At 53.0% G+C, this 17,789-nt stretch carries 20 protein-coding genes; 11 read left to right on the forward strand and 9 right to left on the reverse strand.

All coding sequences use genetic code 11. The features are described from left to right. Positions 1-10: 10 nt before the first annotated feature. Both ftsX and ftsE read right to left on the reverse strand, forming a co-directional pair. Positions 11-916 carry a permease-like cell division protein FtsX gene (ftsX, locus tag BQ7397_RS00205; RefSeq protein WP_077074194.1) on the reverse strand — a complete coding sequence of 302 codons (906 nt, stop codon included), beginning with the start codon at positions 914-916 and terminating at the stop codon, positions 11-13. Continuing rightward, positions 903-1,589: a cell division ATP-binding protein FtsE gene (gene ftsE, locus BQ7397_RS00210; protein ID WP_077074323.1), complete on the reverse strand. Its 687-nt coding sequence runs from the start codon at positions 1,587-1,589 to the stop codon at positions 903-905. The genes ftsX and ftsE overlap by 14 nt, the downstream gene beginning before the upstream one ends. An 81-nt stretch (positions 1,590-1,670) precedes the next feature. Here ftsE and BQ7397_RS00215 point away from each other — a divergent pair, with 81 nt between their 5' ends. After that, on the forward strand, positions 1,671-2,228 hold the full coding sequence (locus tag BQ7397_RS00215; protein ID WP_077074195.1) for a 5-formyltetrahydrofolate cyclo-ligase: 558 nt from the start codon (positions 1,671-1,673) through the stop codon (positions 2,226-2,228). On the opposite strand, the gene larB is transcribed toward BQ7397_RS00215, so the two are convergent. Continuing rightward, positions 2,213-2,884 carry a nickel pincer cofactor biosynthesis protein LarB gene (larB, locus tag BQ7397_RS00220; protein ID WP_077074196.1) on the reverse strand — a complete coding sequence of 224 codons (672 nt, stop codon included), beginning with the start codon at positions 2,882-2,884 and terminating at the stop codon, positions 2,213-2,215. The two genes, BQ7397_RS00215 and larB, sit on opposite strands and share 16 nt — an antisense overlap. A gap of 145 nt (positions 2,885-3,029) precedes the next feature. Here larB and BQ7397_RS00225 point away from each other — a divergent pair, with 145 nt between their 5' ends. The 10 genes from BQ7397_RS00225 (at position 3,030) to BQ7397_RS00270 (ending at position 11,614) form a co-directional block, all read left to right on the forward strand. Next, positions 3,030-3,737 carry an ABC transporter ATP-binding protein gene (locus BQ7397_RS00225; RefSeq protein ID WP_077074324.1) on the forward strand — a complete coding sequence of 236 codons (708 nt, stop codon included), beginning with the start codon at positions 3,030-3,032 and terminating at the stop codon, positions 3,735-3,737. Continuing rightward, on the forward strand, positions 3,734-5,278 hold the full coding sequence (locus tag BQ7397_RS00230; RefSeq protein WP_077074197.1) for a COG1361 S-layer family protein: 1,545 nt from the start codon (positions 3,734-3,736) through the stop codon (positions 5,276-5,278). The genes BQ7397_RS00225 and BQ7397_RS00230 overlap by 4 nt, the downstream gene beginning before the upstream one ends. Next, on the forward strand, positions 5,278-6,570 hold the full coding sequence (locus BQ7397_RS00235) for an ABC transporter permease (protein ID WP_077074198.1): 1,293 nt from the start codon (positions 5,278-5,280) through the stop codon (positions 6,568-6,570). Before BQ7397_RS00230 ends, BQ7397_RS00235 begins: the two co-directional genes overlap by 1 nt. A gap of 163 nt (positions 6,571-6,733) precedes the next feature. Further along, positions 6,734-7,516, forward strand: coding sequence for a rhodanese-like domain-containing protein (locus tag BQ7397_RS00240; protein ID WP_077074199.1), 783 nt, complete (start codon positions 6,734-6,736; stop codon positions 7,514-7,516). Positions 7,517-7,569: 53 nt separating this feature from the next. Next, positions 7,570-8,301, forward strand: a complete 732-nt coding sequence (locus tag BQ7397_RS00245) for a TIGR04282 family arsenosugar biosynthesis glycosyltransferase (RefSeq protein ID WP_077074200.1) — start codon at positions 7,570-7,572, stop codon at positions 8,299-8,301. After that, on the forward strand, positions 8,298-8,990 hold the full coding sequence (locus BQ7397_RS00250; protein WP_077074201.1) for a TVP38/TMEM64 family protein: 693 nt from the start codon (positions 8,298-8,300) through the stop codon (positions 8,988-8,990). Before BQ7397_RS00245 ends, BQ7397_RS00250 begins: the two co-directional genes overlap by 4 nt. Beyond that, complete coding sequence (locus BQ7397_RS00255; protein ID WP_077074202.1) at positions 8,959-9,639, forward strand: TVP38/TMEM64 family protein; 681 nt, start codon at positions 8,959-8,961, stop codon at positions 9,637-9,639. The genes BQ7397_RS00250 and BQ7397_RS00255 overlap by 32 nt, the downstream gene beginning before the upstream one ends. Beyond that, positions 9,632-10,279, forward strand: a complete 648-nt coding sequence (locus tag BQ7397_RS00260; RefSeq protein WP_077074203.1) for a TIGR04283 family arsenosugar biosynthesis glycosyltransferase — start codon at positions 9,632-9,634, stop codon at positions 10,277-10,279. Before BQ7397_RS00255 ends, BQ7397_RS00260 begins: the two co-directional genes overlap by 8 nt. Before the next feature lie 11 nt (positions 10,280-10,290). Further along, entirely contained in the window at positions 10,291-11,235 is a 945-nt protein-coding gene (locus BQ7397_RS00265) for a 4Fe-4S dicluster domain-containing protein (RefSeq protein ID WP_077074204.1), read from the forward strand. Further along, complete coding sequence (locus BQ7397_RS00270; protein WP_077074205.1) at positions 11,225-11,614, forward strand: C-GCAxxG-C-C family protein; 390 nt, start codon at positions 11,225-11,227, stop codon at positions 11,612-11,614. The genes BQ7397_RS00265 and BQ7397_RS00270 overlap by 11 nt, the downstream gene beginning before the upstream one ends. Positions 11,615-11,661: 47 nt before the next feature. Here the strand turns inward: BQ7397_RS00270 and BQ7397_RS00275 are convergent, their stop codons facing one another. The 6 genes from BQ7397_RS00275 to BQ7397_RS00300 are packed head-to-tail and all read right to left on the reverse strand — an operon-like array spanning position 11,662 to position 17,788. Beyond that, the gene (locus BQ7397_RS00275) at positions 11,662-12,024 is read right to left on the reverse strand and encodes an FMN-binding protein (protein WP_077074206.1); all 363 of its coding nucleotides are present in this window, start codon (positions 12,022-12,024) and stop codon (positions 11,662-11,664) included. Further along, positions 12,024-14,015, reverse strand: coding sequence for a transketolase (gene tkt / locus BQ7397_RS00280; protein ID WP_077074207.1), 1,992 nt, complete (start codon positions 14,013-14,015; stop codon positions 12,024-12,026). The genes BQ7397_RS00275 and tkt overlap by 1 nt, the downstream gene beginning before the upstream one ends. Further along, on the reverse strand, positions 14,005-14,820 hold the full coding sequence (locus tag BQ7397_RS00285; RefSeq protein ID WP_077074208.1) for a WecB/TagA/CpsF family glycosyltransferase: 816 nt from the start codon (positions 14,818-14,820) through the stop codon (positions 14,005-14,007). Before BQ7397_RS00285 ends, tkt begins: the two co-directional genes overlap by 11 nt. After that, entirely contained in the window at positions 14,795-15,895 is a 1,101-nt protein-coding gene (gene csaB, locus BQ7397_RS00290; RefSeq protein ID WP_077074209.1) for a polysaccharide pyruvyl transferase CsaB, read from the reverse strand. Before csaB ends, BQ7397_RS00285 begins: the two co-directional genes overlap by 26 nt. Then, complete coding sequence (locus BQ7397_RS00295; protein WP_077074210.1) at positions 15,873-17,243, reverse strand: O-antigen ligase family protein; 1,371 nt, start codon at positions 17,241-17,243, stop codon at positions 15,873-15,875. Before BQ7397_RS00295 ends, csaB begins: the two co-directional genes overlap by 23 nt. After that, positions 17,228-17,788 (reverse strand): hypothetical protein, encoded by a 561-nt coding sequence (locus BQ7397_RS00300; RefSeq protein WP_077074211.1) that lies wholly within the window; start codon positions 17,786-17,788, stop codon positions 17,228-17,230. Before BQ7397_RS00300 ends, BQ7397_RS00295 begins: the two co-directional genes overlap by 16 nt. Position 17,789 lies beyond the last annotated feature (1 nt).

Here is a 17,789-nt window from a genome sequence, read left to right on the forward strand (position 1 = left end):
TCTGTTTATCTTATACATCCAAGAATCGCTTCAGCGACAATGAGCTTCCGATTAAGCCGACGCCGACGCCGATACATAGAAACATAATGGCCATGTCTTGCAGCATATCCTTGGGACGGATCAGCTTCAGGCCCATGAGTACATTGAGTTTTTCGTCGAACAGGCCAAACATGCCTTTATAACCTAAATACACAAGCACCAGCGCCAATGCCCCGGCGACGATGCCGAAGACCAAGCCTTCGATGAGCAAGGGCCTGCGAATGTAGCCGTTGCTGGCACCGATGTATTTCATGATTTGAATTTCCTGACTGCGATTGGCGATGGTGGATTTAATGGTGTTGTGAATCAGGACGACGGCGATGATGAGAAGAATCGCCACGATGACCACGCCCAGGATGCGCACCCAATCGTTCACTTGAACGATTTTACCGATGAGCTCGTTTAAATAATCCACCTGATAGACCCCGGGCATGCCCTGCAGGGTTTTCGCCACGGTCTTCGCCTCTTTAATATTGGAAAGCTGCAAGGTCAATGATGCGGGAAGGGGGTTTTCTTCCATGCCTTCGAGGAAATAAGCGTCGTTTGACAGCTCCATGTTCTCGGAAAAATCCTTCCACGCCTGTTCCTTGGAGGTGAAGCTCACGTCCTTGACGTATCCCGTGCTTTCCGCCTTTGAAATAATATCGCGGACCGCATCTTCGCTCGCGTCGTCGGTTAAGTAAACGACGACCTTGTCCACTTTCTTTTCCGTTTCGTTGACGAGGCCGGTCATGTTTAAGACCAAGAGAACCACGACGCCGAAGAGGACCAGAACGGCCATAATGGAAATAACGGACAAGAGGCTCATGCCCTTGTTTCTCGCAATGCCTTGAAAGGCTTCTTTTATGTTATTTATTAATTGTCTAATCCAACGCATCGTAACCTCCCACGTCCACATCGCTGATGATTCGACCGTTGTCGAGGGTGATGACTCGGCGCTGCATGTGGTTGACGATATTTCTGGCGTGGGTCGCCATAATCACCGTGGCGCCGTCGTCGTTAATGCGCTTTAAGGTTTTCATAACGGTCATGGCCGTTTCAAAATCCAAATTGCCAGTTGGCTCGTCGCACACCAATACCGGCGGCTTGTTTACAATGGCGCGGGCAATGGCGAGCCGCTGCCCTTCCCCGCCGGACAATTCGCTCGGGTAGCTGTTTAATTTATCGCTCAAGCCGACGAGCTCCAACACCTCCGGCACCCGCTTTTTAATGGTGCGGCCGCTTTCGCCGATGATTTCGAGGGCGTATGCCACATTTTCGTAGGCGGTCTTTTTTTGAAGCAGTCGAAAGTCTTGAAAGACGACGCTGACTTGGCGCCGCAGCTTGGGTATATACCAGGGAGACAATTCCGTAATATCCGTATTGTTTACGTAAATGTTCCCGCGGGTAACTTTTTCTTCGCAGATCAACAGTTTAATCAAAGAGCTTTTCCCCGCGCCCGATGCGCCGACGATAAAAGCAAATTGACCGTATGGGATTTCCAGATTAATGTCCATTAAAGCCTGTACGCCGTTTTTGTACTCTTTATAGACATTTTGAAACGTAATCAACAATACACCTCATTCCATACAATTTATCTCATTTATTATAGTATAAGTTACAAAATTATGAAAGGCGGCAGACCGTTTGCCATGAAAAAGAAATGTTTACGTAATAATTACATCGCCCTTCGAGACGAAATTCCCGAATCATCGCGAAAAGAGAAGTCCCGCGCGATTTTTTCTCGCCTTAAGTCCCTGGATGAGTACAAAAAGGCGCGGCGAATTTTTATTTTCGTCTCCATGGGTAGCGAGGTGGAGACCCTTCATTGGCTCGACGAGATGCTGAAGGACAAAGAGGTTTTGATCCCCGCCACGAAAAAAGGCGATCCGGAAATGAAAATGGCCCGCCTTCTTTCGAAAGACGAGCTCGTAACAAATTATTGGGGCCTTTTGGAGCTGCCGGAGGATATGGTGCCGGCGCGGGAAGAAAAAGCCTGTGATTTAATCATCACCCCCGGCCTGGCCTTCGGCCGGCAGGGCTACCGACTGGGCTACGGCGGCGGCTTTTACGACCGCTTCTTCTCGAGCCACGAAGGCTTTCGATTAGGCGTGGGCTTTCACGAACAGTTAGTCGGTGAAGTCCCCCACGACGAATACGATCTGCCCGTTCACGCCTTTTTGTCGGAGACGGATTATCTTTTCTTTTGATACATGGCGTAGACGATTTCCGCCGCCATGTAGGCGGCGCCGTAGCCGTTGTCGATGTTTACCACGGCCACGCCCTCGGCACAGGCGTTGAGCATGCTTAAAAGGGCCGCTACGCCCTCAAAGGATGCCCCGTAGCCCACGGAGGTGGGCACGGCGATCACCGGCGATGTGACGAGGCCCGCCACCACGGAGGGCAGGGCGCCGTCCATGCCGGCAATGACGACGATGACGTCACAGGCCGAGATGGCGTCGATATTTTCGAAAAGGCGGTGAATCCCCGCCACGCCTACGTCGTAAAAGCGCGCGCTGCCCACGCCGAAATAACACAGACTCCGCACGCACTCCTCCGCCACTGCTGCGTCGGAGGTGCCCGCCGTCACCACGGCCACAGAGCCTACGGGCTCTTTTTTTGTGCCGGCCGCGGCGGTTTCGGAAAGGGGATCGTAGTCCAGTCGCTCTTTTAATTCGTCTAATTTTTCGTAAGCCTCGGGCGCCAGCCGCGTCACGAAGACTTCCCCCTTCGCTTCAAGCAGCTCTTGAATGCAAGCTTTTAAATGATCCCTCGCCTTGCCTTCCGCGTAAACCACTTCGCCGAAAAGCCGGCGCTCATTTCGATTTTTGTCCAAATTATAAAATTGTTTGTCCTCTCTTTTCATGGGCCGCTTTCCACCTTTGACAAGTCTTAAATTACGTCACTCCATCGACATTTCCATTCGACTTTTCCCAATGTTATAATAGTCGGGAGGATGTGATGCTTTGGTTCCATTGATTCGCATAAGGAATTTGTACCGAGTCTACCACATGGGCGAAGAAAAAGTCTATGCCCTTCGTGGTGTTAATTTAGATATACAGAAAGAAGAGATCCTTTGTCTTTTGGGCACGTCGGGCAGCGGCAAATCGACGCTGTTAAATATGATGGCCGGCCTGGATCGACCGAGCAAGGGCGAAATTGTTATTAACGACAAAATCCATATGGAGAAGCTTTCCGAGGAAAAGCTCACGAAGTTTCGTCAGTTAAACGTGGGCTTCGTCTTTCAGTCCTATAATTTAATTCCCACTTTGACGGCGACGGAAAATGTCAGCCTGGGGCTTATTTTTAAGGGCGTAAAGAAAAAGGAGCGGGAAGAAAAAGCCCGCGCCATTTTAGAGCGAGTGGGCCTCGGCGATCGGCTGAACCATAAGCCCAGCGAAATGAGCGGCGGCCAACAACAACGGGTGTCCATCGCCCGGGCCTTTGTGGACGCACCGCCCATACTTTTCGCCGACGAGCCCACAGGCAATCTGGATACGAATACCTCGGTGGAGATTATGGAAATGATGTGCGAGCTCGCCAAGGAACATAGGCAGACCCTGATCATCGTCACCCACGATTTGGAAACCGCCGTCTATGCCAATCGCATCGTCGAACTCAGGGACGGAAAAATCGTGCGGGATGAGACGCAACAGGTCAAGGAAAAAGCGCGGGAGCTGGAGCTTCTCCCCCAAGAAAACAACGAGGAGTCACTATGAAAAAACAAGCATGGCTTTTAGCCGGTTGTCTGATCCTGACAAGTGTCGCACCGCTTCATGCGGCGGCATCGAACAATGTAGGCACCATTCCCCCGACCAAGGTGGAATCCTCGAGCCAGGCGCCCATGTCGATTTTAGATTTTACCGACATCACCTGGCCTCAAGACAACGGCACGGGAGCCGACATTCCCATTCGCTTTTCCATTAAAAACAACGGCAAGGGCGGTGCAAAAAACATTCGCATTCAAGCGGAATCTCAGGATCTAAACGGTCTGGTGCCGAAATCCGTGTCCACGGTCAATGCGAAGTACTTTGCGCCGAATCAAAAGGAGACTTACACCTTTGTCTTTCAATTGACGCCCGGTGCCGAAAAGAAAAACTACCCGGTGAAATTTACCGTGGCCTATGTCGACGTAAACACAAATGAAGTCTTGGAAAGCAAGCAATTCGTCACCGTGCGCTCCGCCGATGGCCCCATGGACGCCTCTCGAGGCGGCGATGGCTCTGCCGGCGGCTTTTCCGGCGGCGGCGATATGGGCGGCTTCTCCGGCGGCGACATGGGCTCGCCTCTCCCCGTCACCGGTTCCGAAGGAGCTTCTTCCGGGCAGGCGCCTTCCGGCAACAACACGCCGAAGCTGGTCATCGACCACTACTCCTACGACCCAGTGGACGTCAAGGCCGGCGTGCCCTTCACCCTCTACTTCCGCATCTTAAATACTAACAGCAAAAAGACCGTACAAAATTTGCGCGTCGCCCTCACTGCCGATGCGGCTGAGGCGGTGGACGTGCCCACTGCGCCGGGACAAGGGCCTGATCAGGCTGCGGCGGCTGCCGCACCCTCGGGTGGCGGTGGCGGCAGTGCCTTTATTCCCATCGGCAGCAGCAATACTTTTTACGTAGACAAGATCAAGCCGAAAAACCACGCGGAAAAGGAAATTACCTTGACCACGGCACCGGACACGGCGCCCCGGACCTATACCATTACGGCTAATTTCGAATACGAGGACGCCGCGGGCAATCCCTATACTTCATCGGAAGTCATCGGCATTCCCGTCATCCAAAGCTCGGAAATCGAGCTCGGCGATTTAAAAGTCGACAAGGAAGGCTTCGTCGGCGGCGAAATGCCTTTGTCTCTGGAATTTTTTAACACGGGCAAATCAGTACTCTCTAATGTCATGGTGAAGCTGCGGGGTAATTTCGATGCGGATACCAGTACGTATTTCGCGGGCAATGTGGCTCCCGGCAGCTCCCAAACTTACGACGTGAACATTACGCCGACGAAAAAAGGCGAACAGAAAGGCGAAGTCGTCATTACTTACGACGATTCCACGGGAAGAAAACAGGAACTGGTGAAGCCTTTCGTCATCAATGTGGAAGGCGACATGCCCACCGATGACAAGGACGAAGAAAAAACCCGCCCCGCTTGGGCCGTTCCCTTGGGCATTCTCCTTATCGCAGGCATTGCCGGCGGCATCGGCTTCTATGTCTATAAAAAGCGCAAGAAGAATGACGGCGGCGACGACGAGGATTTGACGATCTGATGAGTTATCGCGATCTATTCGATATGGCGAAGAAGAATCTTCTCGCCAGAAAACTCCGCACGGGCCTCACCCTCCTCGGCGTGGTCATCGGCTGCGTCTCCATTATTATCATGCTCAGCTTCGGCTACGGCATGACGGAAAACAACAAGCGCATGATCGAAGACTTCGGCGACGTGAAAAATATTAACGTCACTCAAAAGGAAGAAGGCGGTAAGGGCAAGGCCCTGACGCGCAAGACCATTTCGGAATTAAAGGAGCTGCCCCACGTGGTGGACGTGACGCCGGTTTACAACGCCAGCGTCGGCATGAAGCTTCGCAAATTTCAATCGGATTTCGTGGGCATCACCGCCATGGAAAAGCACACCTACGATTCTTTAGGTTGGGAAATGGACAAGGGCAGCTTCTTTCACGGCGACGGCAAGGGCCAAATGCTTTTCGGAAGCGGCGTCGTGGATATGTTTTACGATCCCACGGGCTCTACGACTATGCCCGCCATGGACGACGGCGAAGCTCCGCCTCCTTTGTTTGAAGCCGCGGGAAAGACCATGACCATTACCTCCTCCGACGTTTCCATGATGGGAGGCAACGGGACCGGCACCGGCCTTTCCACGGAAATGAAAGTCACCGGGCTTATCGCCAAGACGAAAAAAATGGATTACGACAACAATGTCTTTATGACCGTGGACGGCTTTATGGATTTAATGGACCGCTTAAAAATGGAACGGCCCAACACCCACGCCTACGAACGGATTCAGGTGCGGGTAGACGATATGAAAAATGCCGAAGAGGTATCCGACGGCATTAAGGCCCTGGACTACGACGCCATGGGCATGCTGGAAATGATCAAGAGCATGAACAAGGCTATGACCATCGTCAATGCCATCTTTGCCGGCATCGGCTCCATCTCCTTTATCGTCGCCGCCATCGGCATCGCCAACACCATGATTATGTCTATTTACGAACGCACACGGGAAATCGGCGTAATGAAAGTTATCGGCGCGTCGATTCAGGACATACAGAAGCTCTTTCTCACCGAAGCCGCCCTTATCGGCCTCATCGGCGGGATCATCGGCGTCTTTTTAAGCCTCATGATGAGCGCGGGCTTTAATCTTATCGGCAATCGCTTTGCCATGGCCCAGGGAGCCGAGGAAGCCATTAAGATCTCCCACATTCCCCTGTGGCTCGTGTTGGTGGCTCTCATCTTTTCCACCTTGGTGGGCATCGCCGCGGGCTACTTCCCCGCCAAGCGCGCGATGAATCTGTCGGCACTGGATGCCATTCGCAGCGATTAAATTTATTCTATTCAACAAAGCGGAAGCCCATTGTTTTTATCTATGGGCTTCTGTTTTTTTATAGAAAATCACAATGGGCATTTTCCGGTTTGCCATCCTTTTCTGTCCTTTATTTGGTAGAATGTACTCATAGTTATTGCATATCTAGAGGAGGAAGAAAACTATGAAAAAACTGAACGTATTGGCTTTGGCTGCAGTCCTGGCTTTAGGTCTGACCGCCTGCGGTTCCGGCGCAAACAGCGGCGATAACGCTGCTAAAAACAATGCTACCGCTAACAACACAGCTGCTGCCGAAAACAACAAAGCCGAAGACAAAAAGGCTGATGTAGCCGAAGTCGGTGAAATTTCCGGCGAAGAATTAGACAAGATCATGGAAGATAAGGACGCGAAGGAAAAAGTAACGGTTATCGACGTTCGCCCTGTTGAAGATTACGAAGCAGGCCACGTTAAATATGCCATCAACATGCCTATCGATACCTTCGAAGAAAATCTTAACAAGATCGAAGACTTAAAGGATTCCGAAGTTATCACCATTTGCAACACCGGTAAGAAGAGCGGCCAAGCTGCCGACATTCTCGTTAAAAACGGCTTCACCAATGTTAAAAACGCTCAAGGTGTAAAAGACTTCAAATACACCACCATGACCAAGGTCACCAACGTTCGCGGTCCCGAATTTTTGGAACTCGCTAAGAGCGGCGACTACACCATTATCGACGCACGCGACGCAAAAGACTTCGAAGCAGGTCACTTAGACGGCGCTATCAACGTTCTTGTCGACGAATTCGATGCAAAATATCCCGAACTCCCCACCGACAAGCCCTTCTTGGTTCACTGCTATTCCGGCAACCGTTCCTGGGAAGTTGCTAACAAGCTGGTTGAAAAAGGCCACAAAGCAATTAACTCCAACGACGGTACGAAAGAATTTGACGGCTTCGGATTGAAGTAAATCAAAAAAGTGCCTTGTCGAAAGACAGGGCCTTTTTTCTTATGTAGTTGTTTATGGAAACCATTGTTTTTTTTGCTCGCACGCCGGAAATCGGCCACGGAAAGACTCGCCTCAGGACCGCCCTCAGCGAGGAACAGATTTTTCATATTACTCGAAAGCTTTACGACGATCTTTTAGTGACGCTGACGGACACCGGCTACCGCGTCGTGGTCTATTACGACGGCAAGGAGCCTTCCCTCTCCCTTCCCTGCGTCCCTCAAAAGGAAGCCGATCTGGGCGAGAGGATGGCATCGTCCATCCGCACCGAAATCCAAAAGGGACCGGTGCTTCTTATGGGATGCGATCTCCTAGGCGTGGACGGCGATTTAATCGAGGAAGGCTTTCGCCTTTTAAAAGACCGGGACGTGGTTTTCGCCCCGGCGGAAGACGGCGGTTACGGCATCGTGGGCATGAGGCGATTTGTAGACGTGTTTTCCTCCATCACCTACAGCCGCCCCGACGTATTGGAAAAGACCGTTGAAAAGGCAAAGACCGCCGGTGCCACGGTGGCTCTTCTTCCCACGATTCGCGACATCGACTACTTCGAAGATTTAGTACGCGAGGCTTTGAATAGCCCCGTCGTATCAAAAGAAGAAGATGTTTTCGGCACGGTCTACACCTCCGAGGAGGGCAGCCGCCTTTGGATTTTAAAGGATAAAAACCGTGTCCCCGAACATTCCCTCTATTGCGAGCCTAAAATTATGCTCCCCTTTTACCATTCTATTCAAGCGAAGGAGGTCAAATGAAAGTCAATAAAAAAATCGTGATGCTGGCCGTTATCGCAGCATGCGTCCTCGTTTATCTGTTTGTCCCCTCGGTCAATCAAGGCATTAACCGATCCGTTCGCATTTTAACTTCGGAAGGTATCGAAGGCATTGCCGCTTACATCCGAAGCTTCGGCGTCTATGCCGTTATCGTGTCCTTTGCGCTGATGATTTTGCAATCGTTGATTTCGCCGATTCCGGCATTCTTTATTACCCTCGCCAACTCCGCTATTTTCGGCTGGGTCAACGGCGCCATCCTCTCCTGGTCGTCGGCCATGGCCGGAGCGGCTCTCTGCTTTTATATTTCCAGGGTCCTGGGCCGCGACGTGGCCGAAAAGTTCACGGGCAAGGGCATGCTGGAAACCGTGGATAAATTTTTCCACGACTACGGCAAATATGCCATCTTGATCGCCCGCCTCTTGCCCTTTATGTCTTTCGACCTGGTCAGCTACGCCGCCGGCCTTACGGGCATGAGCTTTTTGGCCTTCTTCGTCGCCACCGGCATCGGCCAACTTCCCGCCACCATCGTCTACTCCTATGTAGGCGGCACCTTAACCGGCGGCGCACAAAAGTTGATGACCGGCCTCTTGATTTTGTTCGCCGTCTCCATCGCGATCTTTGTAGGCAAGAAATTGTACAATGACAAACAAAAAAACAAATCAATCGACTAAATTATGGGGCTACGCCAAGGTGATCCTGGCGGCAGCCCTATTCATCCTTATTTTTCGAGAAACCAAGGACTACTTTACGGAAGCGCGCATCCGCTCCATGTTGGAAGCGGCCGGGCTTTGGGCGCCGGTGATCTACATCGGCCTGTGGGCGGTGCTGCCTGTCTTTTTCTTCCCCGTCCCCCTCTTGGTGGTGCCCAGCGGATACATTTTCGGCTCGGCCCTGGGCGTCGTCTATACTCTGGTGGGCTGTGCCGTGAATATTACCATTATGTATTTTCTGGCCGCCTCCGTGGCCCGAGACAAGATTTTGCATTTGGTGGAGGAAAAGAGCAACGACAAGATCAAAAAAGTCTTCCTGAGTCCCACGGGCACGAGTCAGGGCGTGTTTTTTATCTTTCGCCTGATTCCTTTGATCTCTTACAATCTGATCAACTACATGGCGGGAATTTTGCGCATTCGCTTTCTTCCCTATTTCGTCTTAAGCTTGATCGGCATCACCCCTGGGATCTTCGCCTTTATTTATCTTGGCGAGCAGATCCACGATCCCTCTTCCCCGGAATTTAAGCTGGCCATTCTCTTTCTCGTTCTTTTGACCGCGGTTTCTCTCGTCCTCTTGAAAATCTACAATAAAAGGCAAAACCGTGATTAGTATCGTCATTCCCACTTACAACGAAATCGAGCACATCCACGCCTTTCAAGAGGCTCTGGACGCCTTCGGCGGCCGGGCGGAAATCTTGTTTTCCGACGGCGGCAGCACCGACGGCACCTATGATGCCATTCGCTATCCGAAAATTCGGGAGGCGAAGGGCCGCGGCGCACAGCTGGCGGCCGGTGCGAAAAAAGCGACGGGAGACGTGCTCTGGTTTTTACACGCCGACACCTTTTTCCCGAAAGAGGCCTTGGATGCCGTGGAAGCCTGCGGAGCCCCTTGGGGCGCCTTTAAGCTTCGCTTTTCGTCGAAGGACCCCATGATGAAGGTGGTGGCCTTTAATTCCAACAACCGCGTTCGCTTTCGTCGCATCGTCTTCGGCGATCAGGGTATGTTTTTAAAGCGGGAGCTTTACGAAAAAATCGGCGGCTTTCAACCCATTCCCCTTATGGAAGATTACGATCTGTCCATCCGTCTGAAAAGCGCCGGCTACGTGCCCGAGCTGCTGCCTTTAAAGCTTACCACCGACGCCTGCCGCTTCGAGGAGAACGGCATTTGGAAGACGATTCTGCATATGCAGCGCCTACAACGGGACTTTCGCCGCGGCGTGGACCCTGCGGAGCTCGCCAAGCGCTACTGAAAGGAGCCATTATGATTTCTTACGCCAGGGACAACTGCATCCAATGCGGCCGCTGCACCCGCGTCTGTCCCTTTCTTGAGCACTACGCCATGGATCTTGAGGGCTTTTCACATCGCCCGGATCTGCGCAGCGAGTGCTACCTTTGCGACAATTGCAAGCGAGTCTGCCCGAAGACTATTTCCGGCCGGGAGATCGCCATGGAAATGCGCGTGAAGGATCCCTTGCCCGCCCGCAAGGTGCGCTTTCAAAAGGATCCCTATCTGCTTCGCAATTTGCAGAAGAAAAACACGAAGACCCTCCTCTACCTGGGCTGCAATTATCCCGGCCAATATCCGGAAACCTGCAAGGCCTTAATCGCCCTCTGCGCCGAGCGGGGCGTGGATTTTTCCGTGGACTGCTGCAAGAAGCCCATCGAGCAAAAGGGCATTCCCCTTTCCGCCGACAAGATTTTCGATTCGGTGAAAGATCGGGGCATCGAACGCTTGATTTGCTGCTGCCCCAATTGTTACCGCACCATGAAAAATCGCGGGGACATTGAGGTCATTTCCGTCTACGATTATTTAGAGGAAGAAGGGCTTTTACACACCTTGCCCGAAGAAGATATTCCCGTCTACATACCCTGCGGCGATCGTGAAAATTTGGATTTCTTCCGCGCCATCGAGCCCTATTTAAAGAGCTACCGCATGCCCTACGAATCCGTTCATTGCTGCGGTTTGGGCGGCGGCGGAAAACACAATGCCGACGTGGACGGGACGATTAAAGATCGCTTCAAGGAAATCTACGAGGAGGAAAAGAGCATTTGGACCTACTGCGCCAGCTGCTCCATTCGATTCAACGCCTACGAAATGAATCATGCGGTTAATTTCCTCTCCGCCTTTTTAGGCATTTACGAAGCGCCCTCCACCTCTTATATGAAAAATGTCATTTCTTTTAAAGGATATCCCCATGGAAAGTAACGAAGAAAAGAATTGCGCCCAAGTGGTGCTTGGAAGCTTCAGCGAAGGCCTCGGCTTGGACAAGGAAAAGGCGGAAGCCTTGGCCGCCCCCTTCGGCGGCGGTCGCTACGGCGGCGAAACCTGCGGCTGCGTCACCGCCGCTACCATGGTCCTGGGCCTGGCCTACGACGGCACCGACTTGTTTGAAAAGGTCAAGGCCTTCGACAATGCGTTTAACGAGGAAAACGGCCACACCGTCTGCCGGGATATTTTAGGCCACGACTTTTCTCGTCCCGGCGAATTGGAGGCGGCTTATGCCGACGGCAGCGTCCAAAGCCACTGCCCCCGCTGCATCGAATCTTCCATCTCCATTTTGAATAAACTCTTGGAAGAAGAATAATTTTTCCCATTAGAAAAGGACCTCGCGAAAGAGGTCCTTTTTTCGTGCTAATCCTGTGCTTGTGCCATGGCATCCTCCACCGCCGCCTTCAATCCCTCGGAAGTTTCCGTGGCGCCGGCAATGCCGTCTACCGCCGTGGAATTTTTCTTCGTCATGGCGCCGGGAATCTTTTCCAGGGCGCTCTCTACCTGAGGCACTTGCTGTGGCGATTCGCCGTGGCTCTTCACGACGATCTCGGCGATCCGCCCGTCTTGAACGGTGACGCTCACCACAATGGGCTCGGATTGATTGTACCCCTCTCCCCTGCCTTCGTAGGTGCCGTCCTTGTGCGGTCGGTTCTTCCCGCAACCGCTGAGAAAGAGGGCGACGAGCAGGCTAAGGACGAGGAGAGTCTTCCTCACAGATTTCATTACTTGCGGCTCTTTAAATAGGCCGCGGCATGTTCGTAGACGCCTTCCGCCGTTAAGCCGAAGCGCTTAAAGACATCGGCGGCATTGCCCGATGCGCCGAAGGATTCCATGCCCAGGGCCAAGCCGTCCAGGCCCACGTATTTGTGCCAGCCCATGGTGGATGCGGCTTCCACGGAAATTCTGTTGCGAAGATCGGCGGGAAGCACGGCTTCTTTGTATTCCGCCGGCTGTTCGTTGAAGAGTTCCTGCGACGGCATACTGACGACACGCACGCCGTAGCCGTCTTTTTCTAAAGCTTCGGCGCTTTCAAGGGCGAGGTGCACCTCGCTTCCCGTGGCGATAATGATCAGATCCAAATTTCCTGATTCTTTCTTTATGACGTAGCCGCCCTTTAAGGCGTCTTTGGACGAGCCATCGAGCTCCGGCAAGGTTTGACGCGTAAAGATCATGCTCACGGGCTCATCTTTGCTGTGCATGGCCACGTACCAGGCGGCGGCCACTTCCGTGGAATCCGCCGGGCGGAAGGTAATCATATTGGGAATGGAGCGCAGCATGGCCAGATGCTCGATAGGTTGGTGAGTGGGCCCGTCTTCGCCGACGCCGATGCTGTCGTGGGTGAAGATGTAGGACGTGGGAATGCCCATAAGGGCCGCCAGACGCAGCTGCGGCTTCATGTAGTCGCTGAAAACCAGGAAGGTGGCGCCGTAGGAGCGGAAGCCGCCGTGGAGGTAGATGCCGTTCACGATGGCGCCCATGGCGTGTTCTCTGACGCCGAAATTAATATTGCCTCCGGGACGATTGTCCACGCTGTATTGGCCTTCGCCCTTCATGTCGCTCTTGTTGGAGGGGCCCAGGTCGGCGCTACCGCCGAAGAGGTTGCCCATGCCGGCGGCGACGCGCTGCAGCATTTCGTGGGAGCTGGCCCTGGTGGCCATGTCTTTTTCCACCGGCGCCCAATAGGCGTCCTCGTCCATAAAGGAGAGGTCCTGTTTCTTCGTATCGTAGGTGGCGAGGAAATCCTCGTACTTTTGAGGGAAGGCTTCCTTATACTCTGCTTCCATGGCCTTCCACGCCTCGTAGACCTTGCGCTTTTCTTCCATCTTTTCGGCAACCAATGCCTTGACTTCATCGGCCACTTCAAAGGGTGCCACGTCGTAGCCTAGTTTTTCCCTGGTGGCTTTATTTTTTTCTTCGCCCAAGGGCGAGCCGTGAACGCCGGCGGAGCCTTCCAAGGGCGAGCCGTAGCCGATGGCGGTTTTAATTTCGATAAGGGTAGGCTTGACCTTTTCCTGTTTCGCCGCTTCCACCGCCTGAGTAATGGCTTCGATGTCCGTACCGTCTTCCACGATAAGGACTTGCCAGCCCAAGGCGCGGTAGCGCGCGGCGATGTCTTCTTTAAAGGAAAGCTCCGTATTGCCTTCGATGGTAATGTTATTGGAGTCGTAAAGGACGACAAGTTTTCCCAGCTCCAAGGTGCCGGCGATGGACGAGGCTTCGTTGCTGATGCCTTCCATTAGGTCGCCGTCGCCGCAAAGGACGTAAGTATAGTGGTCGACGAAATCATAGCCCGGCTCGTTGTACTTGGCCGCCAGGCGGGTTTCCGCCATGGCAAAGCCCACGGCCGTGGAAATCCCGGCTCCTAAGGGCCCCGTCGTGGTTTCCACGCCGGCGGTGTGGCCGTATTCCGGATGGCCCGGCGTCTTGGAATCCAGTTGACGGAAATTCTTTAAATCTTCCACCGTGAGACCCAAGCCGAAAAGATGGAACAGGGAATACAAGAGGGCGCTGCCGTGGCCGGCGCTTAAAATAAATCGGTCGCGATTGGGCCACAGATGATCCTCGGGATCGAAGTTTAATGTGTTGGCCCACAAGGCCCAAGCCATGGGCGCCGCGCCCAGGGGAAGCCCCGGGTGACCTGAATTGGCCGCGTCGATCTGATCGATGGACAGAGCCCGCAAGGTATTGACCGCGAACTGTTCGTTATGATTCATGAGATCCTCCTCTGTTTTCTTTCACGACGGTGACCGCCTTTTTATTTCGTGCAATGGCCCACAAGAATTTCGGAATGGCTATCTGCCTCCCGATGCGGGACGGATTTTTCAGCAAGCGGTAAAACCATTCCAGGTGCAGGCGAATGAAAACCTCCGGCGCCCGCTTGGCCTTTCCCGCCAGCACATCCAGTACGCCGCCGTTGCCGATGGCTAGGGTTATGTGCTCCAGCTTGTCTCTATTGTTTAAAATAAAATCTTCCTGCTTGGGAAAGCCCAGGCCCACGAAGAGAATGGAGGCGCCGCTTTCGTTGATGGCCCTGATCACCGCCGCCTCCTCCTCGGAATTTTCGAAGCCGCGGTGGGCGCCTTTAAAGTAGCCGTGGTTCTCCCCGGCGACGATGGGGCCGTATTTTTCCTCCACCCGCTTCTTCGCCTCCTTGGCGATGCCGGGCTCGCCGCCTAAAAAGAAAATCGTCTTGTTTTTCTCCCGCGCCAGCTCCAAAAGGTAGAGGGAAAGATCGTAGCCGGTGACCCGCTCCTTCAGGGGATGGCCTCCCATTTTCGAGCCGATGACCAGGCCGATGCCGTCGGGAACAACCAGATCCGCGCCGTTCATGACGCGGGCTTTCTCTCTATCGCCTTTCAGTGCCATGACGATTTCCGTGTTGGGGGTGAAGACCCAATGGAAGCCCCCTTTGTCGATGAAGTCGGAAAGAATCCTGCGGCTCTCCTCTTCGCTGACGTCGTCCACGGCGGTGTTAAAGATTTTAATCTTATCCTTAGGATTGCAAAAGTTCGAAGACATGTTGCACATTCCTCCTGCTTTTTTCCAAAAGCTCCCCATGGCGGGTTCGTAAACGCAGCCGCTCCTCGTCCTTTTTTCGATACATGGCCACCACGGCGTTTAAAAGCTTTTTCTCATCCATGCCCTCGGCGCAAATGTCCGAAGGAATGGCCAGGGAATCCAGCTGGGCCTTGACCTTGGGATCGTAGACGATGCCCACCGCCGGGGTCTTCGACGTCACGGCGTAAATCAACGCGTGAAGACGCATGCCGATAATGAGGTCGCAGAGGCCGATGATGCCTTCCATTTCCTCCACGGCGTAATTGCCGCTTAGAACGTGGCAATGATTCCTGTGAACCATCTTCGTCTTAATGGCCTCGGCGAAGTGTTTGTCTTCCGGATAATGGAGGGGCGTAAACAAAATGTCGATGCCCAATTCTTCATAAGCCCGGTCGGCGACGTAGGCGATTTTAGACGCCAAAGCCGGCGCCTTCTTCCATTGGCGCACGGCGACGCCCAAAAAATGCTTGTCACTGTCGATGCCTTCTTCCCGAAGGAGGGCCTTCGCCGCCTCGAGGCTGATGCCGTCGATACCGTAAACGGGATCGGCGGTGACTTCCACAGGGGGGACGTCGACGCCGATGTCTTTCAGCACCTGAGCGCTGTCTTCATCGCGAAGGGTAATATAATCCACCTTGTTTAAAATCCGCGCCGTCAATTTGCGGTTCAGGGCCTTGTGAATGGGGCCGACGCCGTTGGCATAGACGTAAATCTTTTTTCCCATGCGCTTGGCAAGGGCCATGACGCCCAGATAGTAATACAAGCTCCTCGACGAGGTTTCGTCTTGTAAGAGGGATCCCCCGCCGCTGATCAACAGATCCGCGTTCGACAGCGCCTTCTTCACGGACTTATAGTGAAAGCGCTGAGTTGCGTTCACGCCGTAGAGCCTGCGGGTTCTCGGCGGATCGTAGGAGAGGACATTTAATTGTACGGTGGGATCACAGGCGCGAATATCGTTGACGATGGCGTGCAGGATCGCATCGTCGCCGCTATTGTCGAAGCCGTAATAGCCGCTAAATAAAACTTTCTTTCCCATAACAATCCATCCTTTTCTCCGCAAGGGGGTTTGCGAGATCTTTTTTGCAAATTCGTACGAGGGCAAAGGTCACGGCCAAAAGCAGCCAAAAGGTGGTGGTGATCTTGGTCATGTATAAAATATTTTCAAATATACCGTGAAAGAGCATGCCGGCAATTGACGACGCCACCGCCGCGCCCATAATCTTTACATAGCAGTTTTCGCTCTTTAGAGGATAGCGGGCCAGATTGACGAAGATGCTGACCATGAAAATCAGAAAGAGCAGGAAGCCGATAACGCCCATTTCCGCAAAGATTTGTAGAAAAGTGTTGTGGGCGTGGAAAATGCCCATGCCGGGCATATACTGCTCGAAAACCGCTTTAAAGGGCCGATGTCCAAGACCCAGTCCCACGAGAAAGTGGTTGTGGATGATGATTTCCGTGATCTCCCAAATTTTAAATCGATAGGAGGTGGATGAGTCGGCAAAATTGAAAATCGTCATAAAGCGATTGACGATGCTCGTGGGCACGAAAAACACGGCGGCTCCCATCAGGGGAATGACCAAAAGCAAGAGCTCTTTCCTGACGAGGCAGATAAAGACGAAGGCCGCTACGGCGAGGCCCAGCCAACCGCCCCGGGACATAGTCAAAACGAGGGCTGCCGCTTGCAAAAGGAACATGGCCAGGAACAAGAGGCGCACGCCGTCCCGCTTCGTAGACCAGAAGATGCCCACGGTGAGAGGGATGGCAATGACCAAATACTCGGCGAAAATATTGGGATTGCCGAAAAGCGAATAGGCCCTGGCGCGAATGGGGCTGTTGGAATAGGCATCCACCCATCCCTCCTTCACATCCACCCCTCCGAGGTACTGGTAAATACCGTGGAGGGCGAGAATAGTGGCGGCGACACTGACGGCGACGATGACGCCGTGGAGCTGTTCTTCGGTCTTGATCTCGTTAATTATAAAGATTAAATACATAAAGCCGCCGGTGTGGATGACCAAATCCCGAACCGAGCCCATGGGATAAATCGACGTCGCCGTTTGAATAATCATCAAGAGAAAATAGATATAGGGCACGATCTCGTGGCCGGCAACGATGAGAGGATCGTCTTTTTTTATAAACTTTCTAATGAGAAACAATCCGAAGGTTCCGTACAAAAGCACGAGAACGAGAGTATCCGGCAGGAAAACATAGCCGAAGGTGGTGGCAATAAGGCTGATCATGGGGTTTTCGAAAAAGACCACGACCCCGATGAATCCCAGAAAGAGCAAGATGACAAGAGGGATCTTAACGCTCAATCCCACCCCGCCGATGACAAAGCCCAGGGCAAACAAAAGGAGGGGATTGATTTTTACTCGCGTTTCCATGACTCGGCCTCCTTATCGTGTAGAAGCAGGCACCACAAGCTTTTCACCGCAGACACCACATAGGAGCTTTCAATCTTCTCTTCCAGGCCCGTCCCCAAGCTGTTGGCGAGAAGGCCGCCGAAAAGAAAGACGACGCCTAAGATGCCGTAAAGGCTGCGGTGCAAGAGGCCTAAAATAATCAAGCTCAGGCCGAAGCCCATGGAAGCCATGCCCGATACCTTCAGGGCGGAATCCAAGGATGTGTAGCTGTCTGCAATGCCGAAGCCTACCGAGCCTTCGACGGCGCCTGTAATTCTAAGGCGCACCCAATGGCAAATGGTATTGATCAACCGATAGAAAAAACGGAGGATGCGAAAGAACAGGGTGCGGGCAAAGACGCCCTCCGCCCCGTCGAGAGCTCTGCGAACCTTCGATGCCTTCCACTGCCTGCTCACGGCGCCAACCACGGCAGCTAATAAACCGTGAAGCATGCTTTGTTTATAGCAATTCTCCAATGCCCTAATGATGGAAAGTAAAAATTGAATCAGTACACTGGATTGAATCATA

Origin of the sequence: Aedoeadaptatus urinae (assembly GCF_900155585.1) — a bacterium.
Taxonomy (GTDB): Bacteria; Bacillota; Clostridia; order Tissierellales; family Peptoniphilaceae; genus Aedoeadaptatus; species Aedoeadaptatus urinae.

Coding starts and splice junctions, on each gene's coding strand:
- BQ7397_RS00270 (WP_077074205.1), top strand. CDS start 11,225: ATGGAAAGTAACGAAGAAAAGAATTGCGCCCAAGTGGTGCTTGGAAGC.
- BQ7397_RS00215 (WP_077074195.1), top strand. CDS start 1,671: ATGAAAAAGAAATGTTTACGTAATAATTACATCGCCCTTCGAGACGAA.
- BQ7397_RS00225 (WP_077074324.1), top strand. CDS start 3,030: ATGGGCGAAGAAAAAGTCTATGCCCTTCGTGGTGTTAATTTAGATATA.
- ftsX (WP_077074194.1), bottom strand. CDS start 916: ATGCGTTGGATTAGACAATTAATAAATAACATAAAAGAAGCCTTTCAA.
- BQ7397_RS00250 (WP_077074201.1), top strand. CDS start 8,298: ATGAAAGTCAATAAAAAAATCGTGATGCTGGCCGTTATCGCAGCATGC.
- BQ7397_RS00275 (WP_077074206.1), bottom strand. CDS start 12,024: ATGAAATCTGTGAGGAAGACTCTCCTCGTCCTTAGCCTGCTCGTCGCC.
- BQ7397_RS00300 (WP_077074211.1), bottom strand. CDS start 17,788: ATGATTCAATCCAGTGTACTGATTCAATTTTTACTTTCCATCATTAGG.
- BQ7397_RS00265 (WP_077074204.1), top strand. CDS start 10,291: ATGATTTCTTACGCCAGGGACAACTGCATCCAATGCGGCCGCTGCACC.
- BQ7397_RS00230 (WP_077074197.1), top strand. CDS start 3,734: ATGAAAAAACAAGCATGGCTTTTAGCCGGTTGTCTGATCCTGACAAGT.
- BQ7397_RS00285 (WP_077074208.1), bottom strand. CDS start 14,820: ATGTCTTCGAACTTTTGCAATCCTAAGGATAAGATTAAAATCTTTAAC.
- BQ7397_RS00240 (WP_077074199.1), top strand. CDS start 6,734: ATGAAAAAACTGAACGTATTGGCTTTGGCTGCAGTCCTGGCTTTAGGT.
- csaB (WP_077074209.1), bottom strand. CDS start 15,895: ATGGGAAAGAAAGTTTTATTTAGCGGCTATTACGGCTTCGACAATAGC.
- tkt (WP_077074207.1), bottom strand. CDS start 14,015: ATGAATCATAACGAACAGTTCGCGGTCAATACCTTGCGGGCTCTGTCC.
- BQ7397_RS00295 (WP_077074210.1), bottom strand. CDS start 17,243: ATGGAAACGCGAGTAAAAATCAATCCCCTCCTTTTGTTTGCCCTGGGC.
- BQ7397_RS00245 (WP_077074200.1), top strand. CDS start 7,570: ATGGAAACCATTGTTTTTTTTGCTCGCACGCCGGAAATCGGCCACGGA.
- larB (WP_077074196.1), bottom strand. CDS start 2,884: ATGAAAAGAGAGGACAAACAATTTTATAATTTGGACAAAAATCGAAAT.
- BQ7397_RS00235 (WP_077074198.1), top strand. CDS start 5,278: ATGAGTTATCGCGATCTATTCGATATGGCGAAGAAGAATCTTCTCGCC.
- BQ7397_RS00255 (WP_077074202.1), top strand. CDS start 8,959: ATGACAAACAAAAAAACAAATCAATCGACTAAATTATGGGGCTACGCC.